The 12,996-nt window shown below is 63.9% G+C and carries 11 protein-coding genes; 8 read left to right on the top strand and 3 right to left on the bottom strand.

What is annotated here, in order from left to right; all coding sequences use genetic code 11:
• Positions 1-132: 132 nt before the first annotated feature.
• Both HWV23_RS15840 and HWV23_RS15835 read right to left on the bottom strand, forming a co-directional pair.
• Entirely contained in the window at positions 133-1,434 is a 1,302-nt protein-coding gene (locus HWV23_RS15840; protein WP_178291351.1) for a sulfatase-like hydrolase/transferase, read from the bottom strand.
• Between the two features lie 179 nt (positions 1,435-1,613).
• The gene (locus tag HWV23_RS15835) at positions 1,614-3,995 is read right to left on the bottom strand and encodes a hypothetical protein (RefSeq protein WP_178291350.1); all 2,382 of its coding nucleotides are present in this window, start codon (positions 3,993-3,995) and stop codon (positions 1,614-1,616) included.
• A gap of 476 nt (positions 3,996-4,471) precedes the next feature.
• Between HWV23_RS15835 and HWV23_RS15830 the strand changes: the two genes are divergently transcribed.
• The 6 genes from HWV23_RS15830 to HWV23_RS15805 all read left to right on the top strand — a co-directional run bounded on the left by HWV23_RS15830 (position 4,472) and on the right by HWV23_RS15805 (position 10,822).
• Positions 4,472-5,431 (top strand): alkaline phosphatase family protein, encoded by a 960-nt coding sequence (locus HWV23_RS15830; protein ID WP_178291349.1) that lies wholly within the window; start codon positions 4,472-4,474, stop codon positions 5,429-5,431.
• Between the two features lie 71 nt (positions 5,432-5,502).
• A complete protein-coding gene (locus HWV23_RS15825) occupies positions 5,503-6,780 on the top strand; it encodes a DegT/DnrJ/EryC1/StrS family aminotransferase (RefSeq protein WP_178291348.1) in 1,278 nt (425 codons plus the stop codon).
• Positions 6,781-7,060: 280 nt separating this feature from the next.
• A complete protein-coding gene (locus HWV23_RS15820; RefSeq protein WP_178291347.1) occupies positions 7,061-8,041 on the top strand; it encodes a Gfo/Idh/MocA family protein in 981 nt (326 codons plus the stop codon).
• Positions 8,038-9,402 (top strand): nucleotide sugar dehydrogenase, encoded by a 1,365-nt coding sequence (locus HWV23_RS15815; RefSeq protein WP_178291346.1) that lies wholly within the window; start codon positions 8,038-8,040, stop codon positions 9,400-9,402. The genes HWV23_RS15820 and HWV23_RS15815 overlap by 4 nt, the downstream gene beginning before the upstream one ends.
• 2 nt (positions 9,403-9,404) lie before the next feature.
• Positions 9,405-10,544, top strand: coding sequence for a hypothetical protein (locus tag HWV23_RS15810; protein WP_246282705.1), 1,140 nt, complete (start codon positions 9,405-9,407; stop codon positions 10,542-10,544).
• Positions 10,541-10,822 carry a CopG family transcriptional regulator gene (locus HWV23_RS15805; protein ID WP_178291345.1) on the top strand — a complete coding sequence of 94 codons (282 nt, stop codon included), beginning with the start codon at positions 10,541-10,543 and terminating at the stop codon, positions 10,820-10,822. Before HWV23_RS15810 ends, HWV23_RS15805 begins: the two co-directional genes overlap by 4 nt.
• 95 nt (positions 10,823-10,917) lie before the next feature.
• Here the strand turns inward: HWV23_RS15805 and HWV23_RS15800 are convergent, their stop codons facing one another.
• Entirely contained in the window at positions 10,918-11,226 is a 309-nt protein-coding gene (locus HWV23_RS15800) for a PGF-CTERM sorting domain-containing protein (RefSeq protein ID WP_178291344.1), read from the bottom strand.
• 61 nt (positions 11,227-11,287) lie between these two features.
• Between HWV23_RS15800 and HWV23_RS15795 the strand changes: the two genes are divergently transcribed.
• Together HWV23_RS15795 and HWV23_RS15790 are read left to right on the top strand one after the other, a co-directional pair.
• Entirely contained in the window at positions 11,288-11,815 is a 528-nt protein-coding gene (locus tag HWV23_RS15795; RefSeq protein WP_178291343.1) for a hypothetical protein, read from the top strand.
• Positions 11,816-11,990: 175 nt separating this feature from the next.
• On the top strand, positions 11,991-12,953 hold the full coding sequence (locus HWV23_RS15790) for a COG1361 family protein (protein ID WP_178291342.1): 963 nt from the start codon (positions 11,991-11,993) through the stop codon (positions 12,951-12,953).
• The last annotated feature ends 43 nt before the right edge of the window (positions 12,954-12,996 follow it).

Raw genomic sequence — 12,996 nt, 5'->3', positions numbered from 1 at the left:
GCCGGACAGGTATGGTTATGAAACGATTATCGGGTTCTTCGCCACTCTCGGACCGTTTCAAAAACCGTTCGAACATCGTTCGAACCGGTCACATATCCACGCTAACGACCGAAAGGCGACAGCGTATCCCATTTAGGCATAGCCTAGTTCTTCGAGTCGTGCTCTCACCCCATCTGAGACCTCGAAATTCGCATCCCCCAGGTCACGTTTCTCGATTCCCTCGACGAGGTCGTCGAGTCGGCGTTTCGATTCGGTCAGGTCCCCGTCGCCGATAACCCGGAAATCCCCGGGTTCCGTCTCGTAGCAGTAATTCCCATCGCCATCGACGAATCCATTGAGTGGGGTCTGCCAATGGCGGAATTCGGCCTCCGACAACCCCTTTCGCTCGAACTGGGCGCGATGAAACGGGAGCAACCCGTGGGACTCGAAGAGGAACTCCCGGGAATCGAGCGGTTCGAACAGGTTTCGGCCCCGGGAATCGACGTCGATGCCCGCGAGACTCGCCGTCGTTCGATGAACGTCGAGAAGGCTCGTCACCTCGTTTCGAAGGCCAGGGGTGATGTCGGGACCGCTGATGACAAGCGGGACGTGTATCAACTCGGGATGCAGGCCGATAGAGTGGTTCCACAGTCCGTGTTCGCCGAGTAACTCCCCGTGGTCGGAGAGGGTGATGACGTAGTCGAACGACGATTCGAGTTCCGCGAAAATCTCCCGATAGACCTCCGAGAGGTACTCGACCGAAGTCCGATAGGCGGCCCGCACCGTTTCGGGGTCGGTGACGTCCTCGGCGATCGCATCCGCGATAACGACGCTGACGGGGTCGTCTCCGCCCGTCGGCGGGTGATACGGCGTGTGGGCTTCCATGAGGTTGACGAAGAGGAACTCGTCGTCGGCGAAGTCCGTCGCCTCCAGTCGCTTTTTGACTGCCTTTGCGCCGCCGTCCCACGTGGGCGTCCGGTAGAGTTCGTACCCATGTCGGAGTGAGCGAACGGTATTACAGTCGCCGAAAAGACAGTCCGAGAGGCCGGAGAGATATCGGCCGAGACCGGGGTTGGTTTCCTCGATGTGTGCTGCCCAATCGAAAACGTCGGCAGCAGTCGGTGTGAGCCCGGCCGCTCCGACGAATTCGTCGAAACCACGGTCCCACCCGTCGTACTGATAGAGTTGGGGGTTCGCCGTGAGACATCGGGTCCGGTAGCCGGCCGCCTGAAACGCCTCTGCTACGGTCCCCTCCGGACATTCGAGCGTCGGTGACGACCCGTGAACGCCGACCTCGCTGGCGTACCGGCCGGTGAAAAGCGACGCATGAGCCGGGACGGTCCAGTGCGACGTCGAATACGTGCGGGTGAATCGGGCACCATCAAGCCAGTCGAAGATCTCCTCGAAGTAGTCATATCGGAGAGTATCCAAGACGACGAGTGCGACGCTGCTCATGCCCCGTTGCTGTGGAACGTAGACTTTGTTATGAACCGCCTGTGACGTATTCATCGCATCGCTATTCGGCCTCGGTTCATCCGTTTAAAAATCGGCGTTGCAGCGTAAGTCGTTTCGAACGAGAGACGCCGGGTAGCGTGTCCGATTCCGGACGCGCCAGTGACAGGCGGGGGTCGTTCTTACCGCTGGTTGTTCTCGATGAAGACGTTGGAGAAGTCGTTCGTCGACGATGCGTTCTGCATCACGAGCTGCTCGCCCCAGCCGCCGTGGGTGCCGTTGGAGTGGCAGCCGCCGGTCGGAGCGGTGTTGCCCGGCGCCTCGTTGTCCTGAACCCAGACGCCGTCGGTCGGTTCGCCGCGGACGACGGCGAGTCGGGACTTGCCGTCCGTCCCCGTAATCTCGTGCAGGTTGTGCTCGATGACGCCGTTCCCACACGGAGCGCCGCACTCGACGGGGGCCGAACCACCATTGATGCCGTATTCGTTGGGCGCGCGGAACGAAATCCAGTGGTCCGTGGAAAGTTCCGTCATATTACCGTACGTGTGGTTGTCCCGAACGGCCGCCCAGGCCGACCCGAGGATGAGGCCGTGGCGTCCGAGGTCGGTGAACTCGTTGTACTCGAAGACAACCTTGTGGGCTTCGTCGTGCTCGTAGTGGTTGAGGGAGACGCCGTACCCGTCGTAATGGGCGAACTTACATTGGGTGAACCGCGCCGCCGTGTTCTTCCGCTCGAACCGGACGACCTTGTTACTACCATTGACGATAGCGCAGTTGTAGGTGACCAGGTTCTGCGCGTCGATGGATAGTGCCGTGCCGCTGCCGGGGCTGATTTTAAGCCCGTCGAGGCGCACGTCGTCCGCCACGACGTCGACTTTACCCGTGATTTCTCCGTCGCTGCCGATTCCGCGGTTCCCCGCAATCGTCACGTTCGAAACGTCGGCGGTAAAGCCACTGGCCGAACCGTCGACGTAAATCACGTCGCCCGACGATGCACCGCTGAGCGCCCCATCGACGTTACCGTCGTTGACGACGATATCCGCGTCCGATGCGCTGTAGACGGCGCTCGATGACATTCCGTCGCCCCCACCGAGCGGGCCGTCGTAGAGGTCGTGGCGGATGCCGACGTCCGTATCGCTGGTGACCTGCTGGTCATCGTCCTGCCACGGGAAGCCGCCCTTCCAGTGGTCGCCGGAGGCCGTATCCTGCGGATAGATGCCCAGGTTCGACTCCGCCCCGTTGACGAGGGGTTGAACCGCACCGCCCTCGACCGTGACGTCAGCCACGAGCGTGTCGAACGCGTAGGCGTGGGTCTCGCCGGGGTCGACCCGACCGGCCGCCTTCGTGCCGTTGTCGCCGATCCAGAAGAACTCGTATTCGACTATCGCGTCGTTCTCCAGCGACGGGATGATGTCGCCGCCGTCCTCGACCTCGATGTAGTAGTCGACGTACTGGTCGCCGGTCGCCTCGAAGGAGTACCAGTGATCGCGGGTCTCGCCCTCGATATGCCACGGGAAGTAGCCCTTCCAGTGGTCACCGGAGGCCGTATCCTGCGGGTAGTTGCTGAGGTCGGACGGCGAGCCATTGACCGTGGCGTCGGCCTCGCCGTCGATGGTGACGTCGGCGACGAGCGTGTCGAACGCGTAGGCATGGGTTTCGCCGGGGTCGATTCGACCCGCCGCTTTCGTCCCGTCGTCGTTGATCCAGTGGAAGTCGTTCTCGATGACGGCGTCGTCGACCGTCGAGGGAATCATGTTGCCGCCGTCCTCGACCTCGATGTAGTAGTCGGCGTACTGGTCGCCGGTCGCCTCGAAGGAGTACCAGTGCTCGCGGTCGACCGTCGTTTCACCGTCGTCGACTTTCTGGCCGGTCAGTTCGGTGACCGTCGTTTCCTCGCCGTTGAAAAAGAGGGTGAAGTCGCCCGTGACGGGTTCGAAATGATCGATACTGCCGTGGAAATCGTAGGTGTCGCCGGAGCCGTTGGCGGTCGACCCGGTAACGGTCCACGTGCCGTCGTTGTTCTCTGTGACGGTGTCTTCCCCGTCGTTGGCCGAGCGGTCGCCGTTGTCGGTGACCTTCTCGACGGTGTCGGAACTCGTGATCTGGTAGTCGACGCTCCCGTCGCTGGCGGCGACGATTTCGAGGCGGTCGGTGTTCGTGGCCCCGCTGTCACCGTAGAGAAGCGTTATTTCGGCATTCCCGTCGACGTCGAGATACGAAAGCGTCCCGTTGAACTGGTAAGCGTGGGTTTCGTTCCCGACGGTACCGGTTACGTGGCCGCTGTTGAGGTTCGTGGAATCGGTGTTCGAACCGAGGTCGGGATGTAGCGCGACATCCCCCGAGGTCAGGAACTCGTAGGCCGCTGTTTCCGAGGAGACCGTCCCGTCGATGACGATGCTGTTGGAGAGGTCGGTATCCAGGGCCGACGCCCCGACCGTCCCGAGCGCGCCGATGGCGAGACCCGTCCCGCCGATCTGAATCAGCCGTCGTCGGCTGAGCGATTTGTTCGTCGTTTCCCGGTCGTCTTGCTCCTTCGCGGTAGGTTCATCATGCCTGTCTGGCATAGACGGGTATGACCCACTTACTCGTATAACCCTATTTACGGGATTGAGTAGGTATTGGCTACAGTTGGTCTCGGACGCACCAGTAATTGTTACGGATGCGTACCGGTTGCTAACCAGTCACAGTCGCTCGTTTTACGAGACTCGTTCAGCCGTAAGCGGTGGATATCGGCCAGTAAGGAGTTCTTATACGCCCAGTATCGCGGGAATACCGGTTTCGGTGCCGACCGAGCGGAGATCTCGCGCGCAGCCCTCGACACCGACTCCGGCTTATAAACGACCGGTACATCAACCCATGGAACCTAGACGATGTCCGTACGGATGGCTCCCGAAGGCGACTCACGGGCGTACCCGATAACGGACGCTTACCTCGGTGTAGGGCACTCATAATCACCTCCGCAACGAGTAATCGGCTCTTACCGCCCGCCCACAGCAGTACGGAGTTCATAATTAACTCAGGATGGCCGGAAGCCGACTGCATGAAACGGAATCACGAGTCGTTCAAGGAGATACTGAGTTACCCGTATCGACTCTACTTGAGCGGCTGGTACGCCCTCACCTCCAGAATGCCGCTCGGGACGAACGTCTTCAGCAAGGACTGGGACGTGCTCGTCATTCTGGACACCTGTCGCGTCGATGCGCTCGAAGCGGTCGCCGACGAGTACGATTTCCTCGATGGGCGGGCCATCGACTCGATTACCTCCGTCGGGAGCGCGACGCCCGAGTGGATCGCGAACACGTTCACGAACGAGTACCGCGAGGAAATCGCCGAAACCGCGTACACGTCGATGAACGTCTATTCGGCGAAAATCCTCGAAGGGGGCGACGACCCCTACACGTCGAACGAACCCCTGTTCGACCTCGTCGACTGGGATATCGTCCCCGCAAGCGAGTTCGGGAATTTCTACTCGGCGTTGCAGTCGAACCCCGAGGACGACGAGCAGTTCTCGCCGCAAGTCCTGACCGACCGGGCGATCTCCCTCCACCGGTCGATGGACCCGACCCGACACATCATCCACTACAAACACCCGCACACGCCGTACACGCGGGCGGCCCGAACGGAGGACCGGGACCTCCACGACTACGAGCGCCGGCCCCTGAAGCATCTCGCGGAGGGAACGGTCGCCAAAGAGACGGTCTGGGAGCTCTATCTCGACGAACTCCGGTGGGCGCTCGACCACGTCGAGGTCCTGCTGCAGAGCATCGACGCCGAATCGGTCGTCCTCACGGCGGACCACGGCGAATGCTTCGGGGAACTGGGCGTTCACAGACACCCCATCGGGGTTCCGCATCCGACCCTCCGGCGCGTCCCGTGGGTCGAGTTGAGCGCTACCGACACCGGCGAATACGAGCCCGAGTACAGCCACGAGACCGACAGCGAGGATACGGGTCCCGACGACGACGTCCAGCAGCATCTCGAACACCTGGGGTACGTATAACGGGGTGACGGGCCCCGGAACCGCCGGTAAGAAGCCCATACCTTTGAAAACGGCCCCGAAGCAATCAGCGAATGCAACAGGACGAACCCTCGTCGGTCGAACGCCTCCTCGAGAGAGCCACCGGCTCTGAAGGGTGGGACCGCCCGCGTCGCTTTCGGCACGTCCCCGCGGCGGTCACGCCGCTCGGTCCGGCCGACATCGCGGCCGGCGTCGCCGGCCAGCTGTCGGCGGCCGGCCGCGACGAGTTCCGCAACGATATCGGGGCGTTCCTCGATGCGACAGCCGTCGGGACCTACACCTCGTTTCGGCGCGCACTGGGTGCGTGTCTTCTGGAATTGGACGCGAAAACGGCCGAGGACCGAACCGAGGTGTTGATTCCGGCGTTCTGTAGCCTGGATTTCCCCGACGCAATCGAGGGCGTCGGGCTGGATTTCACCCGGTACGACGTCGACCCCGAGACGATGGCGCTGGACATGGACGCCATCCAGGCGCTGCCGACCGACGATACCCTCGCCATCGTCGCGGTCAACGTGTTGGGCTACGGTTCGTCGATGGACGAAATCGAATCGTACTGCCGTGACAACGACATCTTCCTCGTCGAAGCGCTGGGCTACGCGCTGGGCGCCGAATACGAGGGCGACCGCCTCGGCACGTTCGGTGACTGCTCGGTGCTGAACTTCCAGCAGGGCAAGCCGATTCCGGTCGGCGGCGGGATGGTCGTCTCCCGAAACGACGACCTCGAATTCGCCGACGAGGGGCGTCCCGCCGTTTCGCCGAACCTCGGCGTTCTGTCGGGCTATGCGGCGTTCGGTCACCCGCGACTGTTTTACGTCTACTCGCAGGCCAGCGACTGGCTCGACCGCTTCAGCGGCGACGATAACCGTTTTAGCACCCACCCGGAAGCCAAGTTCGGCGTCCCATACGAACCGCCGTTCGCGACCCTCTCGAACTTTCAGGGGGCCATCGCAAGCCGCGTGTTCGACCGACTCGAGGACCACCGACGCCAGCGGGAACACACCGCCCGCGTCTACGCGAGCGAACTGGCCGATTGTCCGGGAATCAGGCACGTCCGCCCCGTCGACGGCCTCTCGAAGCATCAGCACGTCCGCTACCCGATTTTGGTCGATGGCACCGAGCGTCGGGCCGAACTGGAACGGCGGTTCGCCGAGGCGGGCATCGGGACGGCCGCCCTCTACGATTGGCCGCCGCTGGACGCCGAGGAGTTCCCCGGCGCCGCGCGACTTCAGGACGAAATCCTCACGCTGCCGACCCACCCGTACGTCGATGCGGCCGACAGACAACGAATCGTCGGAATCGTCCGGGACGTAATGGGTGCCTGTCGGAGCTAAGCCCCACCTCTGAGTGGCCCCCCGCGTTCGGCGTTCCGGCGCGAACCGCCGTATGAAACCCCTACACGCCGCAAGCAGACTATAACAATAGGTGTTCCGCCGAGATTGGAACTGTGTCTTACCGAGTAGTCGAAAACCGTACTCATACCCGAAGACGTCGGTGCGAACGCCCGGAAGTAACACCAGCTTACGGGACGCGGTACCGTCCGGATACCACCGACACGGGTTCGATATCGGTCCCACGCACCGACGCCCTCCATCGGAGTGATCGGGCCGACACATGACCGAGACGAACACCTCCACCCAGCGGCTCGACGCCGGCGTCATCGGTGTCGGGTCGATGGGGCAGAACCACGCCCGGGTCTACAGCGAGCTGCGCGATGCCAACCTCGTCGGCGTTACGGACGTCGACGCGGACCAAGCCGCCACCGTCGCTGCCGAGTACGGTACCCAGTCGATGAGTCGCTCGGAACTTCTGGATTCCGTCGATGTGGTCTCGGTGGCCGTGCCGACGCCGTATCACTACGAGACGACACTGGAATGTATCGAGCGTGGCATCGACGTCCTCGTCGAGAAGCCGTTCGTCGACGACCTCGATAAGGGACGCGACCTCGCCGAGCGAGCGGAAGCGGCCGGCGTTACGCTACAGGTCGGCCACATCGAGCGGTTCAATCCCGCGACGCGCGTGCTCGCGGATATCGTCCCCGACCTCGACGTCGTCGCCATCGACATCGACCGCCTCGGCCCGCCCCTGAACCGGGACAACGAGGACAGCGTCATCATGGACCTGATGGTCCACGATATCGACATTCTGCTATCACTCGTCGACAGCGAAATCGAGTCGGTATCGGCGGCGGCCCGCGACGAGCGGCACGCCACCGTCCAGTTCCGGTTCGAAAACGAGAGCGTCGCCGCCCTGACCGCGAGCCGCCTCACTCAGGAGAAGGTCCGGAAACTGTCGGTTACCGCCATCTCCTGTCGGGTGAACGTCGACTTCATCAGTCAGACCGTCGAGATTCACCGGCGCTCGCTGCCCGAATACATCGAATCCGACGGCGACATCCGCTACCGTCACGAGAGCGTCGTCGAACGCCCCATCGTCGAGAACGGCGAACCGCTGAAGGCCGAACTCGAAGCGTTCATCGAGGCCGCCCGGGAGGGAACCGAACCCCTCGTCACCGCCGAGGACGCGATTCGCGTTCTCGAAATCGCCACGGATATCGAGGAAATGGCGCTGAAGCCCAAGCGGGTGGTCCAATGAGCCAGCAGGTCGGCGAACGCACGGGCCTGTACGGGGCCGCCGAGGACGAAACCGCCCAGCGAGCGGCGTTCACCGGCGGTGACGTACCGGTCGCCGTCTACGGCCTCGGGAAGATGGGCCTGCCGCTGGCGGCTGTCTATGCGGCCGTCTCCGGGAACGCCATCGGCGTCGACATCGACGAGGACGTCGTGCAGACCATCAACAACGGCGACTGCCATATCAAACGGGAACCCGGACTCTCGGAACTCGTCACTGACATGGTCGAGGACGGCGCCTTCCGGGCGACGACGGATTCGGCCGCGGCCGCCGAGGAGGCCGCCGTCCACGTCCTCATGGTGCCGACGCTGTTGACCGACGAACAGAAACCCGACCTCGCGGCGCTTCTGTCGGCGGTCCGGGACGTGGGCGCGGGACTGTCGCCCGGCGACCTCGTCGTCGTCGAATCGACGGTGCCGCCGCGAACGACGACCGACCTCGTCGTCCCCCTGCTGGCCGAGACGAGCGGCCTCTCCCCCGAGGAGTTCGGCGCCGCCGCCTGCCCCGAACGAACCGTCAGCGGGCAGGCGCTGGCCGACATTCGCGGGACCCATCCGAAGGTGGTCGGCGGCGTCGACGCCGAAAGCACCCGCGCCGCGGCGCTCATCTACGACGAAATCAGCGATAATCGCATCGTCGAGACCACCGACGCGACGACCGCGGAGGCCGTCAAGGTCTTCGAGGGCGTCTACCGGGACGTCAACATCGCGCTGGCGAACCAACTGGCGAAGTACTCCCGGCCGATGGACATCGACGTCAACGAGGCCATCGACGTCGCCAACACACAGCCGTTCTGTGAGATTCACACCCCCGGCCCCGGCGTCGGCGGCCATTGCATCCCGGTGTACCCGTACTTCCTCACCGGCGCCTTCGACGTCGACGACCCCCTCCTTCCGACTGCCCGAGACATCAACGACGGGATGGCCGACTACACCGTATCGATGCTCCGGCACGTCCTCGATACGGAGGGCGTCGCCCCGGCCGATTCCCGTGTCCTCCTGCTGGGGATGACCTACAAGGCCAACATCGAGGAACTCCGGAACGCCCCGTCGCTGCCCATCGCCCGACTGCTCCGGGAAGAGGGGTCGACGGTGCTCGCCGCGGACCCGATGTTGGACGACTGGGACGACCTCGACGTCGAACGGGTCGCCCTCCCGGACGTCTACGAGCAGGACGTCGACGCCGTCGTCGTGGTGACGCCACACGACGAGTTCGCCGACCTCGATTGGGCGGCCTTCGACGCGCCGATTCTCGACGGCCGACGGGCGGTCGATGCGGGGTCGGCGGACGTCCCCGTCTACTCCATCGGCGGGAGGTGGCCGTAGCGATGGTACTGTCGGCTACGCTGGAGCGAGGAACCAGTGCCCCGGACCACGACGTGCCGACGCCCTCCGAATCCGACAGCGGCGTTCGCGTCCTCTTCGATATCGGTCATCCAGCACAGGTGCACCTGTTCCGGAACGCGTTGTCGGTACTGCAGCGCGGCGGCCACGAGACGTTCGTCGCCTCGCGCGTCAAGGAGGTGACCGTCGAGTTGCTCGACGCCTACGGCATCGACCACGCGCCGATAACGACCCGCGGCGATTCGTTTCCGGGACTTATGTGGGAGTTGTTGCTCCGCGAGAAGCGGCTCCTGTCGGTCGCCCGCCGGTTCGAACCGGACGTCATCGTCAGCCGACTCAGTCCCGCGGCCGCACACGTCTCGACGGTCGTCGGCTGTCGGAACGTCGTCGTCAGCGACACGCACATCGACTCGCGGCTGATGCGCATACTCAACTACCGGATGACGCTGCCCTTCGTCGATACGGTGTGTGCGCCCGACAGTTTCGAGATGCCCGTCTCGGCGAAGAAGCGCCGGTCGCTGGACTTTCAGGAACTGGCCTACCTCCACCCCCAGTACTTCGAACCGGAGCCCTTCGCGCTCTCGATGTACGGCATCGACCCGACGGAGCCGTACTTCCTCATCCGGTTGGCCGGGTGGGACGCCTACCACGACGTCGGCCATCGCGGCCTCTCGCCGGAGTCGGCCCGGGAACTCGTCTCGTTGCTCTCCGAGCACGGGACGGTCTACCTCTCGGCGGAGGGAGACCTGCCGCCCGATTTGGCCGACCACGCGCTTCCGACCCCGCCGGAGGCCATCCACGACGTCCTTTATTACGCCGACCTCTACGTCGGCGACTCCGGGACGATGTCGACGGAGGCGGCCCTGCTCGGGACGCCGGCAATCCGGACGAACACGATGGTCGGCGACGACGACGAGAACGTCTTCCACGAACTGGAGGACCGCTACGGCCTGCTGTCGTCCTTCGGCGACGAAGACCGGGCCATCGAGGCGGTCAAACGCCTCGTGGAGGCCGGCATCGACGAGGCCGAATGGCACCGGAAACGCGACCGCCTCATCGAGGAACAGCCCGACGTGACCGAACGAATGGTCGAAACGATTCTCGAAACCGCCACCGAACAATGACCGAGAACCCACCTTCGAACGACAGAACAGCCTCCGAAGAGCGGCCCGACCAGACCTGGTGCGTGCGACTCCCGGACCACGTCGGGACGAAGATCGAACAGCGGCTTCCGGAGACGAACTTCGAGTCCGTCGAGGAGTACGTGACCTTCGCTCTGGAAGCGCTCCTCCGGGAACTCGACGAGGGCGAGCACCCAGAGGAGGTTCCCGAACACAGCCAGAGCGAACCGGAAGACTCCGACGCCATCCAGGAGCGCCTGGAGTCGCTCGGCTACCTGTAACCTGTTTTCGCCGCTGCTATCGGGTCGGTAGTACCAACGAACCCCGGCGGACCGGACGGCGACCCGACCGCATCCGACCGCCAACGAGTCGACGGTCAGTCCCGCATCGACCGACGTGCGGCCAACACGCCGAGGAGGAGGGCAAATAGCGCGACGAACGGACCGAACCCGGGCTGGTCGTCGACCTCGGTGGCCATCTTCGTCGTCGTGGGCTCGTCGTCCGCCGTGGCTACGGTCAGTTCGTCGACCGGGACGTCGTTCACCACGAGGATGCCGGAGCGGGGAGTCTCGAAGGTGACTTCGAAGGTGCGGTCGACCGTCGTGGCCGCGGGGACGGTCACGTTGTGCGTCGCAATCCGGTCCTCGACGTGGACGATGCGAACCGTCAGGTTATCGCGCTCCAATGGGTTGTGGAGCGTCACCCGGACCGTGGACGTATAGCCCGCCCGAACCCAGTCCGGCGAAATGGATGCGTCGACGATTTCGATGGCCGTCTCCTCGGAGGTCGAAATCCGGAACGGGGCCGGTGTCGTGGTTGGCGTCGGCGTGACCGTCGGCGCCGGTTCGACCGTCGGCCGCGGCGTCGCAGCCGGTGCAGGCGTCGCGCTCGGAGTCGGCGACGGCGTTGGAGAAGGAGACGGCGTCGCTGTGGGTGTCGACGATGGTGTCGCTGAGGGTGTCGCCGACGGAGTAGACGAAGGTGTCGGCGTCTGGGCGGGCGTCGGCGTGACCGTTGGCGTCGGCGTGGGGGATGACGGAGGAAGCGGGGGAATCGGCGGTAGCGGCGAGACAGGTTCAATGAGGACCGACGAGACGTTCGAGTGGTTGCCTGTACCCGCCGTCGCCGAGCTGTCGGCGGCGGATAGGTCCGGGAGTGCGCCCCCGAGTACACAGGTCAGTAGAACGACCGTCAGGAGACAGACGCTGGAACCCCGTCGCATACGGACTGAAGGGCCAGCGTATCATTTGTTATATGGAGGAAACGGAGGGTAATCCGGAACTACCTGCTCGCAATTCGGGCGAACCGGCGAGACGAGGGCCGCGACAGGGGTACGCCCCGCCCAAACACCCGGTAGGAACGTCTTATCGCCGCCGGCGTAACTCTACGAAATCGCTCGGGTCCGGTATCCAGTGCATACTTAACCACGATTCCGCTGTGGTATGAGTCATGGTTCGAGACCGTACGTGGATGCTGGTGGCGACCGTGGTTTTAGTAACGTTATTTACACTTACTGGCGGGGTAAGCGCCGCTGAACACGAAGACGAGGGAGCCAACTTCGACGTCGAGATTACGGGGACGAACGCGCCGATAACCGAAGGCGAGCCGCTCGTCGTCAACGCCACGATTACGAACACCGGTGACGTGATGGACAGCCAGCAGATTCACCTGAAGGACGACAACCTGGAAATCGTCGATTCGGTGGAACACCCACCGGTGACGCTCTCGCCGAACGAAAGCCAGAACGTGACGCTTCGGTGGCAGACGGGTGAGGGCGATGCCGGAGACACCACCTTCAGCGTCCAGAGCGACGACGACTATCCGCGCGGGTCCGCCACGATAGAGGAGGGCGCGTTTTTCAATATCAGCATCGTCGAAACCAACGCGCCGATTACCGCCGGTGAGACGCTGGAGGTGACGGTCGACACGACGAACACGGGCGAGGTTGCGGCATCGGCACAGACCTGGCTTGCAGTCGACAACGCGACTGTTGATCGGGATGGCCTCCACATACAGCCCGGCCAGACGGTACGGACCCAACTGACCTGGGACAGCAGTGCGAGCCATGTCGGCGTGCGGACGCTCGTTGCCGAGGCCGAGGGCGACCGAGTCGAAATGCCGATCACGGTCGAGGAAGGCGGCGAATCGACCAGTGAGGACGCCAGCGCCGGCGGTTCGGACGGTGGAACCGACTCGGAGACGACCACGAGCGAGACGTCGACTACGTCGACCCCGACGACGGAAACGGAGGCAACCACGCCCGAGTCGCTGGATACCGACCCGGACACCGAGACGGCGGCGGCCGACGCCGAGATGTCAACCGAGTCGGAGGGCGACGGGAGTCTCGGGGTCGTCGGCACGCTGTTGGCGTTGCTCACCATCGGTCTGCTCGTGGCACGGCGTCGAGTCTGACGAAGAGCGTCCGAAGAGGAGAACCGAGCCGACACCGGCCGTC

It is taken from the genome of Natronomonas halophila (assembly GCF_013391085.1).
Lineage (GTDB): Archaea > Halobacteriota > Halobacteria > Halobacteriales > Haloarculaceae > Natronomonas > Natronomonas halophila.
This window is presented reverse-complemented; position numbering and strand designations above follow the sequence as displayed.

Coding starts and splice junctions, on each gene's coding strand:
- HWV23_RS15810 (WP_246282705.1), top strand. CDS start 9,405: ATGGTACTGTCGGCTACGCTGGAGCGAGGAACCAGTGCCCCGGACCAC.
- HWV23_RS15790 (WP_178291342.1), top strand. CDS start 11,991: ATGGTTCGAGACCGTACGTGGATGCTGGTGGCGACCGTGGTTTTAGTA.
- HWV23_RS15815 (WP_178291346.1), top strand. CDS start 8,038: ATGAGCCAGCAGGTCGGCGAACGCACGGGCCTGTACGGGGCCGCCGAG.
- HWV23_RS15830 (WP_178291349.1), top strand. CDS start 4,472: ATGAAACGGAATCACGAGTCGTTCAAGGAGATACTGAGTTACCCGTAT.
- HWV23_RS15825 (WP_178291348.1), top strand. CDS start 5,503: ATGCAACAGGACGAACCCTCGTCGGTCGAACGCCTCCTCGAGAGAGCC.
- HWV23_RS15795 (WP_178291343.1), top strand. CDS start 11,288: ATGGATGCGTCGACGATTTCGATGGCCGTCTCCTCGGAGGTCGAAATC.
- HWV23_RS15840 (WP_178291351.1), bottom strand. CDS start 1,434: ATGAGCAGCGTCGCACTCGTCGTCTTGGATACTCTCCGATATGACTAC.
- HWV23_RS15820 (WP_178291347.1), top strand. CDS start 7,061: ATGACCGAGACGAACACCTCCACCCAGCGGCTCGACGCCGGCGTCATC.
- HWV23_RS15835 (WP_178291350.1), bottom strand. CDS start 3,995: ATGCCAGACAGGCATGATGAACCTACCGCGAAGGAGCAAGACGACCGG.
- HWV23_RS15805 (WP_178291345.1), top strand. CDS start 10,541: ATGACCGAGAACCCACCTTCGAACGACAGAACAGCCTCCGAAGAGCGG.